General features: G+C 63.4%; 23 protein-coding genes. 13 read left to right on the forward strand and 10 right to left on the reverse strand.

What is annotated here, in order from left to right; all coding sequences use genetic code 11:
• Nucleotides 1-43: 43 nt before the first annotated feature.
• On the reverse strand, nucleotides 44-1,246 hold the full coding sequence (locus AV059_RS14020; RefSeq protein ID WP_058995336.1) for a methionine adenosyltransferase: 1,203 nt from the start codon (nucleotides 1,244-1,246) through the stop codon (nucleotides 44-46).
• A 59-nt stretch (nucleotides 1,247-1,305) separates the two neighbouring features.
• Nucleotides 1,306-1,848: a class IV adenylate cyclase gene (gene cyaB / locus AV059_RS14025; protein ID WP_058995339.1), complete on the reverse strand. Its 543-nt coding sequence runs from the start codon at nucleotides 1,846-1,848 to the stop codon at nucleotides 1,306-1,308.
• An 80-nt stretch (nucleotides 1,849-1,928) separates the two neighbouring features.
• Between cyaB and AV059_RS14030 the strand changes: the two genes are divergently transcribed.
• The 3 genes from AV059_RS14030 to AV059_RS14040 all read left to right on the forward strand — a co-directional run bounded on the left by AV059_RS14030 (nucleotide 1,929) and on the right by AV059_RS14040 (nucleotide 4,323).
• Nucleotides 1,929-2,957 carry a threonine/serine dehydratase gene (locus tag AV059_RS14030; RefSeq protein ID WP_058995341.1) on the forward strand — a complete coding sequence of 343 codons (1,029 nt, stop codon included), beginning with the start codon at nucleotides 1,929-1,931 and terminating at the stop codon, nucleotides 2,955-2,957.
• Between the two features lie 79 nt (nucleotides 2,958-3,036).
• Complete coding sequence (locus AV059_RS14035) at nucleotides 3,037-3,984, forward strand: peptidylprolyl isomerase (RefSeq protein WP_058995343.1); 948 nt, start codon at nucleotides 3,037-3,039, stop codon at nucleotides 3,982-3,984.
• Nucleotides 3,985-4,122: 138 nt separating this feature from the next.
• Nucleotides 4,123-4,323, forward strand: a complete 201-nt coding sequence (locus tag AV059_RS14040) for a hypothetical protein (protein ID WP_058995345.1) — start codon at nucleotides 4,123-4,125, stop codon at nucleotides 4,321-4,323.
• A 2-nt stretch (nucleotides 4,324-4,325) separates the two neighbouring features.
• On the opposite strand, the gene AV059_RS14045 is transcribed toward AV059_RS14040, so the two are convergent.
• Nucleotides 4,326-4,955 (reverse strand): hypothetical protein, encoded by a 630-nt coding sequence (locus AV059_RS14045; protein WP_004960685.1) that lies wholly within the window; start codon nucleotides 4,953-4,955, stop codon nucleotides 4,326-4,328.
• 28 nt (nucleotides 4,956-4,983) lie between these two features.
• Entirely contained in the window at nucleotides 4,984-5,610 is a 627-nt protein-coding gene (locus AV059_RS14050) for a CDP-4-dehydro-6-deoxy-D-gulose 4-reductase (RefSeq protein WP_058995346.1), read from the reverse strand.
• Between the two features lie 214 nt (nucleotides 5,611-5,824).
• Here AV059_RS14050 and AV059_RS14055 point away from each other — a divergent pair, with 214 nt between their 5' ends.
• The 3 genes from AV059_RS14055 (at nucleotide 5,825) to pyrI (ending at nucleotide 8,498) form a co-directional block, all read left to right on the forward strand.
• Nucleotides 5,825-6,961, forward strand: a complete 1,137-nt coding sequence (locus AV059_RS14055) for a VCBS repeat-containing protein (RefSeq protein ID WP_228841814.1) — start codon at nucleotides 5,825-5,827, stop codon at nucleotides 6,959-6,961.
• A gap of 158 nt (nucleotides 6,962-7,119) precedes the next feature.
• Nucleotides 7,120-8,034, forward strand: coding sequence for an aspartate carbamoyltransferase (pyrB, locus tag AV059_RS14060; RefSeq protein WP_058995351.1), 915 nt, complete (start codon nucleotides 7,120-7,122; stop codon nucleotides 8,032-8,034).
• Nucleotides 8,031-8,498 (forward strand): aspartate carbamoyltransferase regulatory subunit, encoded by a 468-nt coding sequence (pyrI, locus tag AV059_RS14065; protein ID WP_058995353.1) that lies wholly within the window; start codon nucleotides 8,031-8,033, stop codon nucleotides 8,496-8,498. The genes pyrB and pyrI overlap by 4 nt, the downstream gene beginning before the upstream one ends.
• A 21-nt stretch (nucleotides 8,499-8,519) precedes the next feature.
• Here pyrI and AV059_RS14070 read toward each other — a convergent pair whose 3' ends face one another.
• From AV059_RS14070 to AV059_RS14095, 6 genes are read right to left on the reverse strand one after another with little or no spacing between them, the layout of a single operon-like run.
• Nucleotides 8,520-9,386, reverse strand: coding sequence for a DUF58 domain-containing protein (locus AV059_RS14070; protein WP_058995355.1), 867 nt, complete (start codon nucleotides 9,384-9,386; stop codon nucleotides 8,520-8,522).
• A 55-nt stretch (nucleotides 9,387-9,441) separates the two neighbouring features.
• Complete coding sequence (locus AV059_RS14075; RefSeq protein WP_058995356.1) at nucleotides 9,442-10,383, reverse strand: MoxR family ATPase; 942 nt, start codon at nucleotides 10,381-10,383, stop codon at nucleotides 9,442-9,444.
• On the reverse strand, nucleotides 10,380-11,333 hold the full coding sequence (locus AV059_RS14080) for a hypothetical protein (RefSeq protein WP_058995358.1): 954 nt from the start codon (nucleotides 11,331-11,333) through the stop codon (nucleotides 10,380-10,382). The genes AV059_RS14075 and AV059_RS14080 overlap by 4 nt, the downstream gene beginning before the upstream one ends.
• A complete protein-coding gene (locus AV059_RS14085; protein ID WP_058995360.1) occupies nucleotides 11,333-11,995 on the reverse strand; it encodes a DUF5082 family protein in 663 nt (220 codons plus the stop codon). Before AV059_RS14085 ends, AV059_RS14080 begins: the two co-directional genes overlap by 1 nt.
• The gene (locus AV059_RS14090; RefSeq protein WP_058995363.1) at nucleotides 11,992-14,358 is read right to left on the reverse strand and encodes a VWA domain-containing protein; all 2,367 of its coding nucleotides are present in this window, start codon (nucleotides 14,356-14,358) and stop codon (nucleotides 11,992-11,994) included. The genes AV059_RS14085 and AV059_RS14090 overlap by 4 nt, the downstream gene beginning before the upstream one ends.
• A complete protein-coding gene (locus AV059_RS14095) occupies nucleotides 14,358-16,151 on the reverse strand; it encodes a VWA domain-containing protein (protein ID WP_058995365.1) in 1,794 nt (597 codons plus the stop codon). The genes AV059_RS14090 and AV059_RS14095 overlap by 1 nt, the downstream gene beginning before the upstream one ends.
• A gap of 227 nt (nucleotides 16,152-16,378) precedes the next feature.
• Here AV059_RS14095 and AV059_RS14100 point away from each other — a divergent pair, with 227 nt between their 5' ends.
• The 7 genes from AV059_RS14100 to AV059_RS14130 all read left to right on the forward strand — a co-directional run bounded on the left by AV059_RS14100 (nucleotide 16,379) and on the right by AV059_RS14130 (nucleotide 23,887).
• Nucleotides 16,379-17,017: a helix-turn-helix domain-containing protein gene (locus tag AV059_RS14100; protein ID WP_058995368.1), complete on the forward strand. Its 639-nt coding sequence runs from the start codon at nucleotides 16,379-16,381 to the stop codon at nucleotides 17,015-17,017.
• A gap of 247 nt (nucleotides 17,018-17,264) precedes the next feature.
• Nucleotides 17,265-17,507 (forward strand): 4Fe-4S ferredoxin N-terminal domain-containing protein, encoded by a 243-nt coding sequence (locus AV059_RS14105; protein ID WP_058995370.1) that lies wholly within the window; start codon nucleotides 17,265-17,267, stop codon nucleotides 17,505-17,507.
• Nucleotides 17,500-19,995 carry a molybdopterin-dependent oxidoreductase gene (locus AV059_RS14110; RefSeq protein ID WP_058995372.1) on the forward strand — a complete coding sequence of 832 codons (2,496 nt, stop codon included), beginning with the start codon at nucleotides 17,500-17,502 and terminating at the stop codon, nucleotides 19,993-19,995. Before AV059_RS14105 ends, AV059_RS14110 begins: the two co-directional genes overlap by 8 nt.
• A 2-nt stretch (nucleotides 19,996-19,997) precedes the next feature.
• Entirely contained in the window at nucleotides 19,998-20,828 is an 831-nt protein-coding gene (gene dsrO, locus AV059_RS14115; protein ID WP_058995373.1) for a sulfate reduction electron transfer complex DsrMKJOP subunit DsrO, read from the forward strand.
• Nucleotides 20,828-22,123, forward strand: coding sequence for an NrfD/PsrC family molybdoenzyme membrane anchor subunit (nrfD, locus tag AV059_RS14120; protein ID WP_058995376.1), 1,296 nt, complete (start codon nucleotides 20,828-20,830; stop codon nucleotides 22,121-22,123). Before dsrO ends, nrfD begins: the two co-directional genes overlap by 1 nt.
• Nucleotides 22,120-22,707 (forward strand): molecular chaperone, encoded by a 588-nt coding sequence (locus AV059_RS14125; RefSeq protein WP_058995378.1) that lies wholly within the window; start codon nucleotides 22,120-22,122, stop codon nucleotides 22,705-22,707. Before nrfD ends, AV059_RS14125 begins: the two co-directional genes overlap by 4 nt.
• Nucleotides 22,708-22,849: 142 nt before the next feature.
• Entirely contained in the window at nucleotides 22,850-23,887 is a 1,038-nt protein-coding gene (locus AV059_RS14130) for a YihY/virulence factor BrkB family protein (RefSeq protein ID WP_058995380.1), read from the forward strand.
• Nucleotides 23,888-23,892: the final 5 nt, after the last annotated feature.

Genomic DNA, 23,892 nt, shown 5'->3' on the forward strand with positions numbered 1-23,892 from the left:
GCGAGTTGACTATCGGTGAGTAAAGGGGTGTCGCCTCGGTGTCTTAGAACGTCGAGAGATCGCCCTCAATGACCTGCCGCGTGATGTCGGTCACGTCGGCCAGTTCGTCGTCGATTGTGGCCTGGATGTCCGCTTCGACGTCGCCGACCGCGACGCCGTCTTCGGTGACGACCGTCGCGTCGGCGACGTGGGGCTCGTCGATCGGTGACCCGATCTGTGAGAGCAGGCGCATCTGGACCTGCCGGATGCCATCGACCTCATTTGCGACGGACTGTGCGATAGCTGTCGAGAGGAGATTGTATATCTTCCCGATGTGGTTGACGGGGTTCTTCCCCGATGTCGCTTCCATGCTCATCGGGCGGTTCGGCGTGATGAGGCCATTCGCGCGGTTCCCGCGCCCGACAGAGCCGTCATCGCCCTGCTCGGCGCTGGTTCCCGTGGTGGTGAGATAGATGGATTCGGCGTCGTAGTCGTCGGCCGTGTTGACGTGGACCGTCACGTCCCGGTCGGTGTACTCCTCGGCGAGGTCGGTGACGAACGATTGGACATCCGAAACAGCGGTTTTGTACGCGCCGAGGTCCGGAACGTGTTCGTCAACCATCGCAACGGCCACCGTCACGTCGATGTGGTCTCCCTCGCGCTTGCCCATCACCTTCACGTCTTGGCCGACGACTGGGTTGGACTCGGCGTACTCGCCGGTCAATTTCTGCTCGGTGTTGCGGACGATCTGTTCGGTTTCCGTTAGCGGGGCGTGGCCGACGCCGTAGCTGGTATCGTTCGCCATCGGAATTGCTGCTTCCTCGCCGAACACGGTCTGGAGGTCACCTGACCCTTCACCGAACTGAACGTCAACGATGACGTCGGAGCCGAGGTCGAGGTGGGGGAACTGCTCGTCGAGGTAGTCGCGTGCGGCCCGGAGGGCAATACTTTCGGCTGGGATGCGTTCGCCGTCGAACTTCTTCGTCGCTCGACCGACGACCAGAATGTAGATCGGCTCAAGCACTTCGCCGCCGCCGTACGCCGGGGCGGCAGTGCCGGCGACGAGCTGTGTCTCGTCGGTGTTGTAGTGCAAGACTGTGCCGAACCGGTCGATGTACGTCTGTGCCAGCGCACGCGACACTGTCTCCGCGATGCCGTCACAGATAGAGTCCGGATGGCCGATACCCTTGCGCTCTACGACTTCGATATCCTGATCTTCGACGGCGAGCCCGCTCGCAGGTTGGACGTGGATGTTCCGCTCGGTCATTGCCTCGACTTCGTCTGGCCGGGTTCTATAACTTACGGGAACAGATAATAGCGGAATGATTACTCGTTCGCATCGCTAAGTAGCATGCCGAGATAGGAGGTCCGCTGCTGGTCGTTGGGGTTCAGACCGAGGTCCTGAAGCACCTCGTAGGCCCCCTCTCGAACGGGTTCGATGTCGCCGTCGGTCTCTCGTTCGACTTCGACAAACTCGCCGACGTCGTCGACAGCGTCGAGGGTGACATCGTACTCCCGGACCTCGTAGACCCGGCGGTTCTTCCGGACGGTCGCCGCGGGCTCGAAGCCGAGGTGCTGGACGATAGCGTCGATGTCGTCGCCGTCCTCGACGCCCGTTTCGAACTCCTCACGGCTTTTCGATTCTGCTTCGAGCAGCGGCCCTTTGTATGTGACTTTCGCGTTCGTTTCCCCCTTTCTGGTTTCACGGCGGACCCGGAACGCCTCGTCTGTCTCGGCGAAATCCCGATGGGGGGCGTCGTAGTACGTGTCTGTCTGGATCACCGTGTCGACCTGTTCGGCCCCGAGTTCGTCTAGTCTCTCCGCGACAGCCTCGATATCCGCTGGCACTTTCACCTCGACTTCGTACATACTGTGTGGCTGGGCCGGGCCGCTGAAAAACACTCCCGTCGACCGCGCCCTTTACTGTGTCCGCTCTCCCGGGTAGTAGTATGGCCGGTCGCTACGAACCGATCGACTCCCCGGACGAGACGACCCTCTTTCCGTACCACGACCTGACGCCGCCGACAGTTCCAACGGTCGCGCGCGCCCGGCAACGCATCCGACAGCACCTCCCAGAGACGCCCCTTGTCCGCAGCGAAGCCCTCTCCGAAGCTCTCAACGCGGATGTTCTGCTCAAGCGCGAGGACACGCTCCCGACCGGCGCGTTCAAAGTCCGCGGCGGCGTGAACCTCGTCGCGTCCCTCGACGAGGAGTTCCACGATGCCGGACTGCTCGCCGCGAGCACGGGAAACCACGGCCAGTCTATTGCCTGGGCCGGCCGTGAGTTCGACGTGCCAGTCACTATCGGTGTCCCCGAAGAAGCCAACGCGGGAAAGGTCGACGCGCTGGAGCAACTCGGGGCAGAGGTCATCCAGTACGGCGAGGACTACGACGAGGCCCGCGAACACATCGAGGACTTGGCGACCCAGCGTGCGGCACGCTACGTTCACTCGGGCAACGAACCGAAGCTGCTCGCTGGCGTCGGCACAGCAGGCCTCGAAATCCTCGACGAACGACCCGACGTTGACCGCGTGTTCTGTCCCGTCGGCGGCGGCACCGCCGCGGCCGGGTACTGCGTCACGCTCGGGGCGATGACCGACGCCGATGTCGTCGGCGTGCAGGCTGCGGGCGCGCCCGCGGTGTACCGCGCTTGGCAGGACGAGACGCTGGACGCCCTCGACAGCGTCGACACTATCGCCGAGGGTGTCGCAACCCGGGTTCCGTTCGCGCTCCCGACCGAAATCCTGCAGGCGGGACTCGCCGATTTCCGGCTCGTGTCCGAAGACGCCATTACCGATGCCGTGGCGCGCCTGTTCGAGACGGACCGCATCGTCATGGAGGGTGCCTGCGCGACGGCTGTCGCCGCAGCAATTCAGGCTGGTGACGAATTACGGGGCGAGACGGTCGTTCTCCCCATTTCGGGGCGGAACATCGACCGAGAGAAGTTCGACCGACTGCTGGCCGAAAGCGAGTACTAGCCGACCACTTCCGAAGTTCCTCGACCGCTGCTGACCGGGAAACGTTGTCCTTAAGAGTGCCACGACTGACGAACAGGGTATGAGCAACGAGTCTGAGACTGACGTAGACGAGGAGACCGCAGACGAAGAAGAACAGGCTGAGGGACTCCAGAAAGGCGATGTCGTCAAGCTCGCCTACACCGCCCGCACCGTCGACGGCGGCCAGCTTGTCGACACGACCGACGAAGAAGTCGCTGAAGACGACGGTATCGATACCGAACAGCAGGAGTTCGGCCCGCGAACCATCGTGCTGGGCGAGAACCACATTTTCCCGGATGTCGAGCAGGACATCTACGGCAAGGAAGTCGGCGACGAGGGTGACGTGACCGTCGCGGCCGCTGACGCCTTCGGCGAGTACGACGAGGAAGAGGTCCGGACGGTTTCGAAGGACAAGATCCCTGAAGACGACCGCTACCCAGGTGCCCACGTTGACCTCGAGGGTGAACACGGCCACGTCGAGACCATCATCGGCGGCCGCGCGCGAGTGGACTTCAACCACCCGCTGGCCGGTGAAGACGTCGAGTACGACTATGAAGTCCTCGAAGAGGTCACGGACCGCGAGGAGAAGGCACAGGGCATCATCCAGATGATGCTCGACATGGAGCTCGACGTGTGGTTCGAGACTGACACCGTCGAGGAAGAACAGCTCGTCGAAAGCGAGGACGACGAGGACGAAGACGAAGAGTCCGAGCCCGAGTACGAAACCGTCGAAGTCGAGAAAGAGACGCTCTACATCGAGGCGACGCCGCAGCTGACGATGAACCAGCAGTGGATGATGGGCAAGCAGCAGATCGCCCAGCAGCTCACGCAGCTACTCGATATTGACCGCATCATCGTGCAGGAAGAGATCGGTGGCGGCGGCATGGGTATGCCCGGCATGATGGGCGGCATGGGCGGTGCCGGCGGCGCTGACATCGAAGATGCGCTGGAAGATGCCGACGTTGACGCCGAAGAGATCGTCGAAGAGATCGAAGGCGCCGAAGAGTAACTGCGCCGCGAGCACGCCGAGTGGCTCTGCACTGACGAGTGCCGGCGAGCGGTTTTCCAGTTCCGAGCGATAGCGACTGCCATTTTCTGACGACCCATACGGGCGAACGGTTATACGCACAACACGTCATCACTACCCATGCGAGTGTCGCTGGTGTACCCGTTACTGCTCGCGCTCCCACCGGGAATCGCCTTCGGCGTCGGAACGGTCGTGTTGACTGGAAGCACCGGAACCGGACTTGCAGCGGGCATCAGTGTTGGTCTCGGACTATTCTTGTTGATACTCGTCGGAACTGAGTTCGGCTCGACGGACAGAGAGCCACAGCCCGGCGGCGAATAGAATCAGGCGATGTCGCGGCTCGTATCGATGCTGACCTCTTCGACGAGATTGAGCTTGATGATATCCGTGGGAGCGCGCCCGCCGCGGAACTTCGGAATCGCGAGGCGGTTTTCGACCTCGTCACCGTTCGTTGTGGTGTTAAGCTGGAACACCACGTCAGCGAAGTGCTCGGTCGTATCCCGGAGCGGTGGCACGTCACGGCCATCGAGACAGTGGACGATAGCGAGGCTCCCGGTGTTGACGATATGGTTCTGCAAGTCGTTCATGAACGCGCGAAAGCGCGAGTGTGGCTCCTGAGCTTCCAGCACGTCGAGCGGGTCGACGATGAGGTTCGAGGTCTCTGGCAGCGCCGAGACGAGCTTACCAGCGTTGTCGAGGGGCGCTTCGCCGGAGATGTGTCGCACCGTTGGGTCGCCGGTGTTGGCCGGCGTCTGCTCGATGCTCGCGATGACCGACTCGGCGGTCCGGTCAAGCGACAGCCACAGGGTCCCGCGTGTGGCGGTGAGTTCGTAGAGGAACAGCTCCGCCTGGCTAGCCGGCTGGGCAGAGAGCACGACGATACTCCCGGCAGGGATGCCACCATCGAGCTTTCTGTCGAGGACGTCGATCCCCGTTCGCAACCGGTTGGCCATACCACTGAGGACTTATTTTCCCACGAGATTAAGTATTCCGCTTGGCGAGAACGTTCGCTATCTCGACGTATTTTGCCGCCGCCCGGTCCGATTCCAGCGGCTTCGACACCGACGGAACGTGTACTGTCTCTGGGCAGGACAGCAGTGGCGATGGGTCTACGGACCCGTCACTGCCGACGAGGACTGTGAGGGCAGGCGGTGCGTCAAGCGCACGGGCAATCGCCGCGGTTTTGGCTGTGTCGGTGAGGCTCTGGCGGGTTGGTGCGCTCACGAGCACTGTCCTGTCAGCCGCCCGTAGCGGCCGCGCGGCGTCCGGGCCAGCGCCGGCTGGACAGTCGAGTACTACAGGGCCATCACACCGGGACAGACTGCCGATAGCATTGTCGATAGCGGCTCCGGGTGCGGTCTGACAGGGAAGTACGTCGACGTTCTCGACGGTCGTGGCGGGCTGGGCAACTGCGGTCGGCTCAGCCGAGGCTGTGATATCAGCGATTCCGGGTGTCGGAGCGACGCCAGCGCGACGGTGGAGGTTCGGCATGTCGCGGTCGGTGTCCACGACTAGCGACCGCCGGGTGGGCGTTCCCAGTGCCTGGCCGAGCCCGAGGGCGATGGTCGTTTTGCCACAGCCACCCTTGCCGCCAGCGATTGCGAGCATAGTGAGGGTGGACTGCCTATCGGTTTTGAATCCTCGTACTATGAATCACAAACAGTGACCGCAAAACTGGGCCGGAAGGTCTGACTTACGTCGGTTGGCTGTTGCCTACTCTTACACGCTGGGTTCCGTTGCCGGGCAAAGTTCGAGACTGTGACCGCTGTCGGTCGGTGTTAGCCCGGCCATAACAATAGCGATACACCCGAACGGCTGGGACATGAACCTACATCACGAGCGCATCGAAGCCTCGCCGCCGGCGAGCACGATGAGCTTCTGTCTCACAACCGACCTCACGGGAAATGGTCGACCGGACGTCATCGTCGGGGCGCTCGGCGACGAGCACGAGGTCCAGTTCCCGCTGGTCGATAAGTCGGTCGACTTGCTGTCCGTGTTCGGCATGGGGCCGCTGGCCCGCTGGCTTCAGACGAACGTGTTCTGGTACGAAAACCCCGGCTGGGAGCGCCACGACGTCGCCAGCGCACCGGAACTCTCTGTCGGTGGCTCGCTCGGCGACATCACGGGGAACAGCCGACCGGACATGGTGGCCGGCCAGAACATCCACCAGCACAAACTGTGGTGGTTCGAGATACCGGACAACCCGCGGAAGCAGTGGACGCGCCGGCTCATCACCGACGATTTCGAGAAATATCACGACACCGCTGTGGCGGACGTGGACGGCGATGGACAGAACGAGGTCGTTGGGCTGTCCCAGGAGTCAAAGACAGTGTTCTACTACGATATTCCTGCGGACCCGACGCGAGAACCGTGGCCGGTGGCCAACCGACACGTCGTCGCCGAGGACCTCGATGTTGAGGGTGTCGCTGTCGAGGACATTGACGGGGACGGTGCGGTCGAAATCGTCGCCGGCCCCAACGTCTTCCACCGGACGGCCGACGGGTGGGACCGGGAGCCAATCGCCGAGGACTGGCAGTGTACTCGCGTCGCTATCAAGGACGTTGACGGCGACGGCGACCTAGAGATAATCCTCGTCGAGGGTGACGAACCGTATCTCGACGACCGCCCGGCCAGGCTGGGCGTGTTCGACCCACCCGAGTGGGACCTGACCCTGCTGCACGACGACCTTTCGAACCCGCACAGCCTCGACGTGGCGGACTTCGACGGTGACGGTAATCCCGATATCTTCGTCGCAGAAATGGGTTTAGAGGACGGACACGAACCGCGACAGCTCGTGTTCCACAACGACGGCGCGGGGAATTTCGAGCAGAAAGAACTGAACACCGGCATCCCCACCCACGAGGCGAAGGTCGTCGACCTTGACGGTGACGGCATCCCAGACATCGTCGGCAAGGCGTACACCGAGCCCCGCGTCGATGTCTGGCAGAGCAACCCCTGACGAGTCGCCTCGTCCTGATATTTTGGCCGCTACGCGCCCTCTGGCCTCGCTTTCGAACCCAGTACCGATGCTCTCGAAGCCGAACCTGACGATGTACGTGACCGTTCAATTCCCGTGTCGGGGGATTCAAGAGCGTCCGGAGCGCGGTATCGAGTGAAATGCGGCACGACCACATCATCAGCGCGAAACAACTCTCGCGGGGCGACATCGAGACGGTGCTCGACCACGCGGCTGACATCGCGGCTGACCCGGGAGCGTTCGCGGACCGGCACAGCGACACGCTGCTTGGCCTCCTCTTTTTCGAGCCGAGCACCCGGACGAAGATGAGCTTCACAACGGCGATGAAACGCCTCGGCGGCGACATCGTCGACATGGGCTCCGTCGAGTCCTCCAGCGTGAAAAAAGGCGAGTCACTGGCCGACACTGTCCGCGTCGTCGAGGGGTACACCGACGCGCTCGTGCTCCGGCACCCAATGGAGGGCTCTGCGAAGATGGCGAGCGAGTTCGTCGACGTGCCGCTCGTCAACGCCGGCGACGGGGCCGGTCAGCACCCGACACAGACGCTGCTCGACCTCTACACGATCCGTGAGAACGCCGGCTTCGACGACTTGACTATCGGCATCATGGGCGACCTGAAGTACGGACGAACCGTCCACTCGCTGGCCCACGCACTCACGACCGTCGACGCCAGGCAGCACTTCATCAGCCCCGAATCGCTCCAGCTCCCGCGCTCGGTCCGGTACGACCTCCACGAGGCCGGTGCGGGCATCCGCGAGCACACCGACCTCGACGAGATTCTCCCCGATCTGGACGTGCTCTACGTGACACGCATCCAGGCCGAGCGGTTCCCCGACGAGAGCGAGTACCGCGAAGTCGCCGGCCAGTACCAGATCGACGCCGACACGCTGGACGCGGCCAAGGACGACCTGACCGTGATGCACCCGCTCCCGCGCGTCGACGAGATCGCCCACGATGTCGACGAAACCACCCACGCACAGTACTTCCAGCAGGCCCACAACGGCGTCCCGGTACGGATGGCCCTGCTCGACCTGATTCTCGGAGGCGACCAATGAGCGACAACGACCAGCAACTCCGCGTCTCGAAGATCCAGAACGGCACCGTCATCGACCACATTGCGGGCGGCCAGGCGTTGAACGTCCTGGCAATTCTCGGCATTGACGGCACCAGCGGCGACTCCGTCTCCGTCGCGATGAATATGCCATCCGACCGTCTGGGGCACAAAGATGTCGTCAAAGTCGAGGGCCGCGAACTCTCTCAGGACGAGGTCGACGTGCTCTCGCTCATCGCCCCCGCAGCGACGATCAACATCATTCGCGACTACGAGGTCGTGGAAAAAGGCCGCGTCGAGCGCCCGTCGGTCGTCGAGGGCGTCCTCGAATGCCCGAACCACAACTGCATCACGACCGAGAACGAACCCGTCGACTCGCGCTTTGCCGTCAGCGACGACGGTGTCCGCTGTGAGTACTGCGATACGATCATCCGCGATGACCTGCCGGCACACATCCTCGCAGAGTAAACCGACCCTGTCGCCGTCTGGCTACTGCAACCAGATGCTCGCAAACGAGTCGAAGTAGTCTTCGCCAGTATCGACCAGTACGTGGTCCGCGCCTAGTGCTGTAACGCGATTGGAAACCGAGTCGACATGGGCGTCGAGTCGCGACTGGTACGTCTCGGCCAGTGAGCCGCTGAAATACGACCGTCGCGTCTCGTCGCTCTCGGGGTTGGCGAACAGCACGTCACCGACGACGCCGGGGTCCCGTTCCGCCGGGGCGACCACGCGGACCAGCAACACGTCGGCGTCGTTGCGTGCAAGCGCGGCGATACCGGATTCGAGTGCCTCCGGCTCGGTCAGGCAGTCGCTGAACACGACGACGAGCGAGCGCGACCGAATGCGCTCGGCGTAGCTCTCCAACGCGGATTCGAAGTCGGCTGTCCCGTCGGGCGTCATCTCGTTCAACTGGTCGATGAGCGAGAGGAGTTCGCCGCGGTTCGACTGGCCCGTATCGATCCGGTTCACCCGGTCGCGGAACGTACAGAACTGGAAGTCGTTGTTCTCCTCCGCGGTGAGGTATGCGAAGCCGAGCCCGAGCTTGGCGGCGTACTCGAATTTGTGACTCGACGCGTCGCCGTAGTCCATCGACGCGCTCGTGTCGACGAGCAGGTTGACGGTCAGGCTCCGCTCTTCCTCGTACTGCTTGATGAAGTACTCCTCTGTGCGGGCGAACAGCTTCCAGTCGATCCGTCGCGTGTCGTCCCCCGGCGAGTAGCGACGGTAATCGCTAAATGTGAGCCCCTCGCCGACCCGGGGGGACTGCTGGTCGCCCTGCCGAATCGAGGTCGTTTGGCGGTTCAGTGCGGCGGTGAACCGGCCGAGTTCGTCGAGAAAGTCCGGTTCGATAGTCACGGCTGTCCCTCCCACTCTTGCTGGGCCGCCCGCTGAACTGCGGTCACTGCGTCGCTCATTCCAGCAGGGCTGCGATGAGGTCGTCTGCCGTTCGACCCTCCCGCTCGGCCCGGAAGTCAACGATAATCCGGTGGCGGAGCACGGGGGCTGCCAGCGCCTCGATGTCCTCGCCCGTGACGTGCGATCGGCCGCGGAGGAACGCCCGCGCCTTCGCCGTCTGGACGAGCGCCATGCTCGCCCGCGGGCTGGCCCCGAACTCGATGTCGTCAGCCTCGCGCGTCCGGCGGACGAGCTGGACCGCCCGGTCGCGCAGGTCGTCGGCAATGGGCATCTCGCGGACCAGTTGCTGGATTTCCTGAATCTCCGGACGGGTCAACGAGCGCTCGACGGGGACTTGCTCTGCGCCGGCGGTGTACATATCGACGATGGTCCGCTCTTCCTCGTAGTCGGGGTAGTCGACCAGCAGCTTCAGCATGAAGCGGTCGGTCTGGGCCTCCGGGAGCGCGTAGGTCCCCGACTGGTCGATGGGGTTCTGGGTGGCCAGAATAAAGAACGGGCGCGGCAGCTCGTAGGTCTCGCCCGCGGCAGTCACCTGTTTCTCCTGCATCGCTTCCAGCAGGGCAGCCTGTGTCTTCGGCGTCGCCCGGTTGATCTCATCGGCCAGTACGACGTTGGCGAACACCGGTCCCTTCTCGAAGACGAAATCGCGGCCGCTGTCGGTTTCACGGATGATTTCGGTCCCCGTGATGTCGGACGGCATCAGGTCGGGCGTGTTCTGAATGCGGGAGAACTGGAGGTCGGTCACCTCCGCGACGGTCCGGACCATCGTCGTCTTCCCCAGTCCCGGGTTCGATTCGAGCAGGGCGTTGCCGTCGGCCAGGATACAGATGAGCAGTTGCTCCAGTACCTCCTCCTGACCGACGATCCGCGTGCCGATCTGTTCGCGTGCGTTCGCGATCTTCCGCTGTAGTTCGTCGATGTCTTGCTCTGAGCTCATGGGTCGGTGTCCTCGTCGTCCGTGTCTTGCTCTCGAATCCTGAGATTGTACTCGCGGATGAGGTCCGCGTCCGCGACGTCTTCCTGGCCGGCGAACCCGGCCTGCTGGCTGTCGACTGTGCCGCTTCCGCTCCCCGGTCCTCCGGTGTCCGACGACGGAAACGACTGGCTCCGGTCGATTTCTTCGTCGCCGCCCGTCGAATCAATCTCGGCGGTGAGGTTCTCGCCGCCCGCCTGCACGTCCTCGCTATCGCCGAGTATCGCGTCGCCGTCTTCGAGCCCCTCGTACTGGCTTGGCCGGTCGTTCGGTGACTCCGTCTCGACCGGGTCGCGGTCGAGCAAGCCGATGTCGACGACAGCTACCTGCACTGTCGCCAGGCTCAGCAGGATAACGACGATAAGCGTCCCGAGCAGTCGCCGACTATCGACAAGGGCGACGCTCGAACTCTGTTTCAGCCCATCGAGGACATCCTCGTAGAGCCGGGCCGCCATCCGTGTCTCGGCCCCGTCTTCCACCGCATCCCGCGCCGTTCGGAGCGCGTCGGTGACGTTCGCGTTCGCCGCCTCGAACTGCTCGACGAGCGGCTGGCGGACTCGGTACAGATACTCGCCGACGAGCCAGCTCACTCCGACGGCGATGCCGACAACTGCGCCCGTGGGGAACGACAGCGCAGGTACCGAGCGGCCGACAGCCGCCCCAACCGGGTCCGTCACCGCCGTGGGAACCGACACCTGTGTCGGGAGTTCGGCCGGCGAAAGGACAGTCAGGAGGATGTTCACCAGAAGAAAGAGCAACACCGCGTCGACGACGGCGTAGACGAACGCCGCCTTCTTACCCTCGCGTCTCACCTCGGCGATGGCGGCGGCCATCCGTTCGCGTGCTTGCGCCCGTCCCTTCTCGGGCGGTTCCTTGTTGCCGTTCTCTCCGGTATCTGTGTCTGGTTCGTCCATCAGTAGCCCTCGCAGGTAGCTTTGTCCTGGTTCTCTGGCTGGCTACAGAGCGTCTCGATATCGTCTCGCAGCTCTTGGTTCTGGTTTTCGAGGTCCTCGATATCGTCTTCGAGCGTACTTATCCGTGATTCCAGACTGTCGATTTCGTCCTGCAGGTCTGACACTTGGTCCTCCAGTTTGGCACGCTCGTCCTCTAGATCCTCGTTTTCGCTCTCCAGATCGCCGATTGTTGATTCGAGGTCATCGACCTCGTTCTCGAGCGTGTCGCGCTCATCCTGTAGGTCATCGACTGTCCCCTCCAGTTCTTCGACGCGGTCCTCGCTATCGCGGAGCGACCGCCGGGTCTCTGCTAACTGGCTCTGCGTGGCGTTCAACTGCTCCTCTGTCTGGTTCAGATTGGTCGCGACCTGATCGACGTCCTCCGACCGCGTCTCCAACTGCTCTTGGAGTTCGTCGACGCGAGTCCGGGTAGATTCCAGTTCACTTCTGGTGTCGTCCAGATTCCCTCGAAGTTCGGCGTTTTCCTGTCTGAGATCCTGGTTCTGCGATCGCAGTTCGCTCGCGGAATCCTGGTACAGCACCGTCGTTCCGCCGGTTCCGACCATCGAGAGGACGACGAACACCACGAGTCCGAGGTTGATTCGGCGACCGATTGCGCTCACGGGAGACCACTCTCCAGAGAGGTGCGACCGCGGTACACTTGAACACGCCGGGCGACCACCTCGCCGGTGAACAGCAGGAGTGCGCCGAGCAGGGCGACCCAGTCCCAGGTGTCCCGAACGGTGCGGACCCGGGTGGACTTCTGGCGTGCCTCACTGGCTATCTGTTCGCCCTGGCTCGGGCTGAAGGTCTGCCCACCCGTCGTTTCGACGAGCGCATCGAGGCTGTCACTCGGGCCGAAGGTCGCGTACTCGACGGGGTAGTTCGCCGCGTACTCGGTGTCGAGTGCGGTCTGATATCCTGCTTCCTGAGGCGTAAACTCGCCGCGATACCGGCCGTCGCCGATCTGGCGGAAGGAGATGTTTGCCGCCTCCGGGCGGCTATCGCCCCGGTAGGTCAGCGTTGTCGGACGCCCCACACGGGCGTCACCGACCGCCGTGACGCCGGTCTGGGAACGCATGGGATCGCCGACCGCGTAATTGACCGATTTCGTGACGACCAGCGAGTCCGGCCGGTCGAGCAGGCCGCCCATCGTGTTGTCCGAATCGTAGGCGGTGATAGAGACCACGCGGCCCAACCCGAACCGCCAGGAGGCGATGGCCGGCTTCCCGTCCGCGGTGGCGACTTGGTAGTCGGCACCGGGCTTGACCTGAACGTTGTTCGCCTGACCGGGATTGGCTGTCAGCTCGACGCCGGAGGTGATGAACGTGTCCTCTGTGACGATGGTGAGGTTCTCCCCCTGGTAGCGCCGCGAGGAGCCGCCAAAGAGGAGCCGCAGCCGCTCGGTCTCGTCGGCCGCGAAGTACGAGCCGCCGGACTCGCTGGCGATCTGGCGCATCGTTGTGACGCCAACGCGCTTGCCGACGCCGACCGAGACGACGCGGGTCCCTTCGCGGCCCAGTTGGTTGGCGACGGCTGCTGGCGGGCCGAGCTGGTCCTGACCGTCACTGAGGAGGATGATCGTCCCTTCGCGGTCGCCCAGCAGTTCGTCAGCACCCTGAAGCCCGACGGCGATGTCCGTCGCGCCACCACTTTCCAGCCGTCGGATCTTGTCTTCGGTTTCCGCCCGGTTCTGTCCGAGCGCCTGCATCTCCGAGACGCGGTACGCGTTGTGGTTGAACGCGACCACGCCGACCTGGTTCTCGTCGCCGAGCTGGTCGAGCACGTCAAGCGCGACAGCTTTCTGTATCGAGAGTCCGCTCTCGGCGCTACCGGACACGTCGACGAGGATGACGATGTTCGACTCGCCGCCGGACGCGTTCCCGACACGGACCGGAAGCATCGAGCCCACCGACGACGTTTCGTAGCCGCCGTTCTCGTAGGCGTTGTCGCCGCCCGCGACGACCAGCCCGCCACCATTGATGACGAAGTCCTGCAACGCGGTGGCGTTCCCGATATTGCCCGACGGCGTGTCTTGCATGACGACGGCGGCGTAGTCGTCGAGGTCCGCCGGAACCGACGAGGCCGTCGAGACGTTGTACAGCGAGTCGAGATAGTTTCGCAGCGGGTACTCGCCCTGTGAGACGTACAGCACGTCGGGCTGCTCGACGACGCGGACGCTCTTGTAGAACACGTCGTTTCGCGCGTACTCGTCGTCGCCGGACAGCGTCGCAGTCACGCGGTGTGACCCGATTTCCTCGAACGTATGGTCGACGGTGAGCGTCCCGTCCGGTCGGAGTTCGCCTTCAGTGACCGTCTCGCCGTCGATGGTCACCTCGACTGGCACCGCTTCGATGACACTCACGCCCTCCATCGAGACGGTGTACTGCGACTGGACGCCGCGGCTCACCGTCGACGGCCCTGCTATCGCCACGGCCCGCTCGGTGCGTGGCGACTGGGGAGTGACGCTATGGACAGTCGCGTTGAGCCCGGCGGCGTCCTCGGCGGCCGTCGCCAGGCTTCGCCCCTCCGTGACGCGCCCGTCGGAGACGACGACGACCGTTCCATTCTCTTGAAGATTTGCCGCCACACCGTCGCCGATCCGCGAGTTCGACCCGCTGCCGATCGTCGCTCGCGTCACCGGAACCCCCTCGTCCTCGATGTCCTGTACCATCTCGTCGGTCGTGTTCGGATAGATCCCCATGCTCGCGGATTCGTCTGTCAGCAGTGTCACGCCCGGCTCGCCAGGCGTCTCTCTGGTCTGGACGGTGTACGGTCCCATCGCGCCGAGGACGAGCAGGCAGACGATGAGCACGCGGCTGGCAAGCAGGAGTCGGCGGCTCCGGTTCGAGGCCGACCGCGGCCCGCCCTCGCCACGCCGGATGAGATACGCGAGGAGACCGACGGCGACCGGCAGAACCACCAGCGGCCACAGGTGCTCGACACCGACGGTGAGTCCCTCCGCGAGGGTGTATGAAACGCTCATCAGAGATCACCTCGCCGGCGGAGATATCCAATCTCGGCCAGTGCGAGTACCAGCCCGGCCAGCGCGAAGTATTCGGTCAGCGGCTGTGGCACCGACCGGCGTTCGGTCCGGGTGAGGTTCCCGGCCGTTCCGGAGCGCTGGTCGAGCGCTTCGACGTTGGTGTTTGACTCGCTCTCGTCCAGCAGCGACGCGCTCACCTGCCGGCTCTCGCTCCGGTAGAGGCCGGCTCGCTGGAGCCGGACCGAATTCCCGGAGAAAGGGCCAGCCGGCCCCTCGACAGTGGTGTTGCCGAACCGGACGGTCTCGCCGGTCTCGTGGTTCAGCGCCGGGAGCTGTTCCCTGTCCGCGAGATAGTACACCGCCCGCTTCCAGAACACGGGGTACTGGTAGTTGAACTTGAAGCTGGACCGGTCCTCGATGTAGCCGTAGTACATGACGCGGCCACCGCTCCGGTCTTCGGTCGCGATGAGCGGCGTCCCGTCGCTCAGTTGGACCTGGGCCGACCCGGAGCGCAGCGAGCCCGAAACGTACTCGTCGGGAGGCTGGAAGTCGATGCCGCGGGTGAGCTGTGTCTGTGCTGTCTGGCCCACCGTTGCGCCCGCCTTGGTCTCGCCGGGTTCGATGAGGAGGAGGTCTCGGTACCGCTGCGGGAGGTTGTCCTGTGCCAGCACCGCCACGCCGCCACCGTCTTCGACCAGTTCGCGCCCGGTTTCGACGTTCCCCGGGAGCAACGAACTCCTGTCGACGTTGCTGTACAGGATGATGTCGTAGTCGCCCTGAATCGTTGTCGGCGGCTGCCTGACCGTCACGTTCACCCGGTCGACGACCGACAGCGCGGTGGTCAGGTACCGGTTCCGGTCGTTTGTCAGCACCAGCACGTCAACGGCCGCGTCCGCCGGTGCGGCGACGTAGACGCTGTCATCCGTCGTGAAACTGTCGCCCGGGCTAAGCTGGGCTTCGCTCCCGCCGGCCGGGACCGGGAGCGTCACCGAACCCACGTCGTCGGGCCCAAGCTGGATCTCTTGCTGGGTGTTCCCCAGCCGGACAGTCCGGGTCACGGTCGAGTCGCCGTAGTTTTTCACCGACAGCGTCACCGCCGAGCCGGAGAACCGCCGGTCGATGAAGCCGACGTTCCCGTCGCCGCCGCCACCGAACTGCTGGAGGTCGACGGAGAGGCCGCGCCCGCGCGCCGTCGTGACCGCGGTGGTCCACTCCTCACCTGCGAAGTCGCTGAGGACGACGACTCTGGCGTTCTCGCCGGCGAGCGAGGCTGCCTGCGAGATAGCACCGCTGAGCGCTCCCGGCGCATCCGTCGGGCTGAGTCCGTCCAGCGTTCCCTGTGCCGCTGTCGGCGTGCCGCGCTGGAGCACTACCTCGCCACCGTTGGTCGTGGTGACGATAGAGGTCGTCCCCGTCACCTCCTCCTGGGCGGCCGCGACGGCCCGCTGGAAGCGTGTCTGCCCGTCGGCGTCTGTCTGCATGGACGCGCTCGTGTCGACGACGATGACCGTTTCCTCAACCGTCGCCCGCTCGGAGACGGTGACGTACGGTGTCGCCAGTCCGACCGCAAGCACCAGTACAACGAGCACCTGCAACAGCAGCAGGAGGCTCCGTGAGATCCGTTCGAGAAACGGCGTCGCTGACTGCTGGCGTTCTCCGGCGACGAGAAACTGGAACGTCGGCAGCGTGAGTTCCTGTGGGTCCGGTCGAATGAGATACAGCACCACAATCGGCACCGCAAGGAGGAGGGCGGCCAGTCCCAGGGGGGCAAGCAAAACGTCCGAGAGGACCATTATCGATGTATCAGGCGGAGGCGGCATTTATCTTGTGAATCTGGTGACACCAACTTGTGGACATGCCCACGACGCCGTCACGGTGGGGCACAGTTTATATCTGGGACCGTCGTGATTGCTGGGGGATATTTATACATGAACGTTCGGGACGAACATCTCGCAGTCTGCCGATTACGGTGAGAATTGACAAAACGTATTTAAGTAAACGACGGAGAGGTGCAAACAGGATGGACCAAGCCGAGAGCGGGCGTACAGGGACGACAACGGGTACCGCAACCGAACGGCCCCTCAAGATCCTGTTCGAAATTGAGCTGTCCGATAACTGTTCGTGTCCACTCTCGGATCCGGACGCAGACATCGAGAGCGTTCACAACCAGATCGACGACGGAATCTGCCACGCAGAGATGACTGTCTCCGATGAAACCGGTACTCCGCGGGTCCTGCATTCGACAAATCAGGTCGGGGACGGCTGCCTCTGTCTCGCGTTTGGCGAGGTCGGGTGTGTACCACGAACCCGACGCGCAGACGGTGACACCCTCTTCATCGAAACGTACGTCTCAGACCGGAGCGTCATCAGTGAGCTAGTCGAGCAGTTGCAATCGGCGGCTGAACGAGTCCGTCTGCGACGGCTAACATCCCGGCAGGACGACGAGACGGAGTCGGAGCCTGCGACTGTCGACCTCTCCTGTCTCACGACAAAACAACGGGAAGCGGCAATACTCGCGGTCGACGAAGGCTACTACCGGCAGCCCCGACAGACGACCCTCGACGAACTCGCATCGACACTGGACATCTCGAAATCGGCGCTCTCTCAGCGCCTGAACGCCGTCGAATCGAAACTCGCGACGGCCGCCTTCGACCCGTAGCCTCATTTCTTCGGTCAAGACTGGCGGTAGCATCGACGCCGGTGTTGTAGCGACCGAGACAAACGCGACCAGGCCGTTCCATGGGTGAAACCGCGTTTCGGCCGGCAGTCTAGCTCCTCGACACGCCATCGGCCTATCGCTACACCGTGGGTTCAAGCTGAGTGGCGCGGTTCTCACCTGTATTTAAACCCCTTCATAATACAGCGCGTCTCCTACCGAGTTCCGAGAGAAATCGATAACTAGAGCCATGGACAACCCACAGCAGCCGAGATTGACGCCGATTGATGAGTGGGAAGATGAAGCAACAGCGATGCTTGACGGCGTCGACTACGACACTGACTTGGGACTACGGATGGCTCGTGACGCGATTCGTGTCTCGAACGGGGAACTGAGCGACGCCGAATTCCACGAAAAGTACCACGAGGCGGTACTGGCGGAGTTCGGTGAAGACGAGCGGCCGACCAAACCCGAGGGATTCGACGATGACTGACAACGATGGCCTGTACCGACGTGACGTACTGAAAGCCGGGGGAGCGGCTGCTGCACTTGGCCTCGGCGGCGGTGAGTTCCTTCAGGGACTGGCCGAACGCGGAGACGAAACGGCGGCGTCAAAACACGACACGGGTATCGAGAACTATGTCGGGCAAAACGAGGTCATCCAGACCGTCTGTTCGCCGAACTGTCGTGGGAAGTGTCCCATCGACGTCCACGTCCGTGACGGACAGGTGAGGAAGGTCGAGCCACACCCGCCGGAAGACGAGCAGTACAAGCGGGCCTGCGTGCTCGGCCTCTCACACACCCAGCGCGTGTACGACCCGACAAGACTCAAATACCCGATGAAGCGCACCGACTGGTCGCCCGACTCCCCTAATCCCGACGGACGCGGTCCGGACGCCGAGTTCGAGCGCGTCTCCTGGGACGAGGCGCTCGACCTCGTCGCCGACAAAATGCAGTCGCTGAAAGCAGATCACGGCGCAGAGAGCATTCTCCTCCACGCAGGGTCGGGGAATTACGGCCAGTCCGGACAGGCGTTTAGTCGCCTGGGCTCCCTGTTCGGCACGAGCCAGTCAGCCTGGGGCATCGACACCAACGTCGGACGCGGATTCAACCGAGTCACCGGGACCGGCTTCTTCCTGCCACCGACGAACGAAGCCGAGGACTGGGAGAACGCGAACACCATCATCGTCTGGGGGTCGGACATCTTCTCCAGTCAGTTCCAGATGGATGCCTCGAAGGTCCTCGATGCTGTCGAGAGCGGGGCGAAACTCGTCGTGGTGGATCCGGTATATACGACGACTGCGTCGAAAGCCGACCTGTGGCTCCCGGTCAGGCCCGGGAAAGACGTGCATCTCGCGCTTGCGATGATGCACACCGTCTTCGAGGACGGGACGTACGACGAACAGTTCCTCCGGAAGCGAACGACCGGTCCGGCGCTAGTGCGGAAAGACACCGGTGACCTGCTCAAGTCGAGCACCGTCTTCGACGATGGCAGCGACGACCAGGTCGTCGCGGTCGAACGGGGCAGTAACACGCCGGTCGAACTCGAACCCGAGACCGACGGCCCGTACGCCCTCTTCGGTGAGTACACCGTCGACGGCATCGAATGTGAGACAGCACTGACCCGACTCCGTGACCACGTGGCCGACTACGCCCCATCGAAAGTCGCGGAGAAGACTGGTGTCGACGCGGAGAACATCCGCACTGCAGTCCGATGGCTGGCGACTCGCGGCCCCGGTGGCATCGCCCCGAGTTACGCGATCGGGCGGTACAAACACGGGCACGTCTTCGGCCAGACCTACGCGATGCTGCTGGGGCTGACCGGTGACTACGGCCGGCACGGGAACATCCACGCGCACCATTCCGGCGGTGCGTCGCTCAGTACCGGTGGCTGGAGCGCTCCCGAGGACGCCGACCCCGGACCGTCGCTGTACTTCCCCGAATATCCGGACGCGATACTCGACGGTGACCCGCACAAGGTCAGGGCCGTCTACTCTATCGAGTCGAACATGATGGGGAACCAGTTCCCGGACCGCCAGCGGTTCAGAAAGGCTATCAAGAGCCTTGAGATGTACGTCGTCGCGGACATGCACCACACGGACACGGTCCAGCACGCGGACATCATCCTCCCGGCCCCACACTGGTTCGAACAGGAGGACATCACGTCCAGCTGGGGGTCCCACCCACACATCAGCTATCGACACAAGGTCCAGGAACCGATGTGGGAGGCCAGAGACGACTACTACGCGATCCGCGGGCTTGCGAAGCGACTCGGATTCGGTGATTACTTCCCGGAGACAAAACGCGAACTGCTCCGGGAACTCGCCAGCCGGGACGACGCCATCGACTTCGAGACGCTGTTCGAACAGGGGACCCAGAAGAAACAGACCGTTCCCATCGTCAAGTACACCGATGCATTCCCCACTGACACGGGGCGCATCAAAATGTACGACGATGACGCCCCGAGCGAGGAGGGCGTAACGTTCGATGTCCCACGGCCACTCGAAGACCGGACAGCCGACGACTACGAGAAGGCCGACGAGTACCCGCTGATGTTCATGCAGAAGCACAGTCGGTTCCGCATCCACTCACAGTACGAGATGCTGAACTGGGTGCGCGAGGTAAACCCCGAACCGCAGCTGGACATCCATCCGTCGGATGCGAAGGCTCGCGGTATCGAGGACGGCGAGTACGTCCGCGTGTACAACGACCGCGGCGAGATGATTGTGAAGGCGAAGTACAACGAGGCGTTCCAGCCCGGGCTGGTAAACACTGACCAGGGATGGTGGTCGCGTGACTACCTCAAGGGCCACCACAACGACCTCACACACAACGAGGTCAGTGAAGTCGGCCAGACAATGTCGTTCTACGATGTCCGCGTCGCCGTCGAGCCGGCCCCCGACGACCTCGGCACGGAGAAGTACGAATCGGACAACCCGCGTGGGACTGGCGCTGAAACATCACGTGCAGGAGGTGACTAACGATGACGAACTATGGCCTCGTAATCGACCAGGAGCGGTGTATCGGCTGTCAGGCATGCGCAGTGTCGTGTAAACAGGAGAACAACGTCCCAATGGGGCAGTTCTGGAACCGCGTCCTGACGAAGGGCGGCGACAAGATGGACACCCCGTCAGGTGGCTACCCCGAAGACGGCGGCAGCGGGTCGCTGGATATGCAGTACCAGCCGACGGCGTGCCAGCACTGCGAAAACGCGCCCTGTGTAAAGGTCTGTCCGGTCAACGCGACGTACACCCGCGACGACGGGATCGTCGAAATAGACTACGACAAGTGCATCGGCTGTCGCTACTGCATGGCCGCCTGCCCGTACAACGCGCGGGTGTTCAACTGGGACGAACCCGAGCATATGCCCGAAGAGGGAACGGGCGACGTTGCCGCCCGGCCACAGGGCGTCGTCGAGAAGTGTACGTTCTGTAGCCATCGCGTCGACGAGGGACTCGACCCGGCCTGTGTCGTCAACTGTCCCGCCGACGCGCGCATCTTCGGCGACCTCGACGACGAGGGGAGCACCGTCTCGAAATACATCAACGAGTACGAGACGGACCAGCTCCTCGAAGACCGCGGGACGAACCCGAAGACACACTACATCAGCGGCGAGATGAGTCCCGGTCGGCCACAGACGTCGGATAAAATGGAGAGCGAACTCGACGATGTCTCTCCGTGGTCCGACGGGGCCGAGGACGTGCCAGCTGAGGCCGGTGAAAGCGACAGCAGTGGCTCGGGTGGAAGCCACCACTCCATCGAGGGTGATGCCGCTCCACACGTCCCAGCAGTGGGGTCCGGAGGTGATGACTGATGGCCGCTGACTCATCCCGAATCGCGATTCCGGCCTTCGGAACGAAAGGAAAGCTGTGGCTCGGCCTGCTCGCGAGCCTCATGGTCGCTGGACTGGTAGCCTGGGGCTACCAACTCACCACGGGACTTGTGGCCACGGGGATGCGCAACGTCTTCTCGTGGGGGCTGTACATCATGATGTTCGTCCTGTTCGTCGGGCTGTCCGCCGGCGGGCTCATCATTTCGAGCGCACCGAAGTTCTTCCACTCACACCGCTACGAGGGGTTCGCGCGGCTTGGCGTACTGGTCAGCCTCGCCTGTATCATCGTTGCCGGCCTGCTCATCCTCCCAGACATCGGGCGGCCCGAGCGGCTCTACCAGTTCTTCACCTCGCCGGACTTCCGCTCGCCGATGGTGTGGGACTTCGGGATTGTCATTCTCTACGGCGTGCTAAACCTCTGGTATCTGTGGCTCCTGACGCGCCGTGACCTTGCTGCGCGGGGGTCGCCGCTCGCACTGGGTGTCGATGACACCGCCGACGGACGTGAGCGCGACCGCACGCTCATGTTCTGGACTGCAGCACTCGCACTCCCGACTGCGGTCGCCCTCCACTCCGTGACTGGGTGGATTTTCGCGACGCAGATCGGACGTGGCGACTGGTTCAGCCCCCTCGTTGCACCGGTGTTCATCGCCAAGGCGCTCGTCTCCGGCCTCGGATTGTTGCTGGTCGTGTCAGTCCTCGCAGACCGGCTCACGAACTACGAGGTCGACCGCGAGGAACTCGCGAGTCTCGGCAAGCTACTCGGTATCTTCCTCGCGCTGCACGTGGTGTACCTGCTTGCGGCCGAACGACTGCCCCACGCCTGGGCGGACCACTTCGAGTTCTGGGCCATCACCAGTGGCTTCCTCATCGGCGAGTCCGTCTACTTCTGGCTCTGGACTGTTGTCGGCGGCGCAGTCCCGCTTGTCATGCTGATGATCCCATCGCTCCGGAAACGCGTGTCGGTCATCTTCACCGCGAGCCTCCTCGCGGTCTTCGGCACGATGTTCGAAGGGATCCGGCTGGTGTTTACAGGATACGAGGTCGCCAACATCGACCTCCCACCGGGCATCTCGCTCGGTGGCGAGTACGCCGGCATCACGACCGACATCTGGGCGACTGCGGGGGCCTACACCCCGACGCTAGTCGAGGTGGTTGTCACCCTCGGTATCGTCGCCTTCGGCGCGCTCATCGTCACGCTCGGCCTCAAGTACGTCCCAATCCAGCGAGTCGACGAACAGTACGCGACTGATGGCGGCACACAGGAACGACAATGACTGGACAGACTGACACCTCCACCACACGTGAGCGATCGCCCGAACGCGACATCGGGAGCGATGGGTTTCGGTCGGACGCCGCGGCGACCTACGCCGTCCTTGCCGAATGCTGGCGGGAGCCGACCGAACAGCTGATCGAAGCCATTGAGGCCGGTGAGTTGGCTCCGGTGGTCGGTGACATCGGCTCGGCCGACCGCCATCGTCTCAGGACCGAGTACACCCGACTGTTCGTCGGTCCAGCGGGACCGCCGTGTCCGCCCTACGAGAGCGTCTATCGTGACGGTGAGGACCCGGATGCACTCGGCCCGGTCAAGGGACCAGCCACGATGGCTGTCGTGCGCTGGTACAGAGAGTTCGGCGTCCAGCCCGCAGCTACCCATTCGGACCTCCCGGACCACATCGCCACGGAACTGGAGTTCGCCGCCTACCTCGCGGAAGCGGGCTTCGACGAACACCTCGACCAGTTCTTCGAGGAGCATCTCGCTGTTTGGGCTGACGAGTTCCTCGAGCAAGTCGAGGCGGAGACACGCGAAACCTTCTACGCGTCGCTGGCAACGACGACCCGAGCGGTCATCCGTCAGTAGCGACGCTCCGGGGCACTCCCCGGATTTGTAGCGGTGACGAACCGCACCTCTCGGCGGTTGGACCGACGCCCACCTCGCCGGCGGCGTCGGGGGGCGTCCGCCACGGCGGCGTCTATTTGCTTCCCGGCGTCGAATCCTGCGTATGCGTTTCAGTCGCGCCCGTACGGAGGAGGTTCTGCGGGCTCTCGTTCACGAAATCAGGGCGGAACGGCTCACGTTCATGGCTGGCTCGATAGCCTATCATGCGTTCCTGTCGATTCTTCCGCTGTTATTGCTGGTGTTGACCTTTGTCCAGCGGACGGAGAACGTCACGCTACGGGCCTCCATCGTCGGCATCATGGAGACCGTTTTGACCACACAGGCAAGCGGCATCATCCAGCAGGGACTGACCGAGGCCGACGCGTCCGTGTCGGCGCTGGGCGTGGGCTTTCTTCTCTGGGGCTCGCTGCGAATTTTCCGGGGGCTGGACACAGCCTTCTCGGACATCTACGAGACGGGCGCGTCGAACACCTTCTTCGACCAGCTCGGCGACGGGCTGCTACTACTCGTGACCGTCGCGGTGGCGATACTCAGCGCCAGCGCGCTCGGCAGCGTCTTACCCGAGGCCGGGAGTGGCCCGCTGTGGGCGGTCGCCAGCGGGCTGGTCCGGGCCGCCGGCTTGTTCGTCGTCTTCTATCCGATGTACTATATTTTCCCAGACACGGACGTCTCACCGCTTGAAGTCGTTCCCGGTGTCGCGTTCGCCGCAATCGGGCTTACTGTCGCGCAGGTCCTCTTTACCGCGTTTAAGTCTGGCTCGACGGGCGGGAACATCATCGCCAGCATCCTCGTCCTACTGAGCTGGCTGTACATCATTGGGCTGGTGATACTGCTCGGGGCGGCCATCAACGCCGTTCTCTCGAACCGCTCTGCGGACGTGGATATCGACCCTGTCGTTGGCGACCACCGCCAGCAGCATACTGCTCGGGAGACGACGATGTCCCGCGAGGCGCTGCTGGCCGAACTTGAGGCACTTGCCGACCGTTTCCAGCAGGCACAGGGGCCAATCACCGTCGAAATCGCCGACGAGCGTACCGAAATCGACTGCCCGGAAACCGCGACCGTCGACCGTTCGTCGGACGTGTTCGGTCTGGACCAATCGGTCGCGCTCACACTCAGATGGTGGCCAAGCGAAAAATAGGGTCG

It is taken from the genome of Haloarcula sp. CBA1127, from assembly GCF_001485575.1.
Taxonomy (GTDB): domain Archaea; phylum Halobacteriota; class Halobacteria; order Halobacteriales; family Haloarculaceae; genus Haloarcula.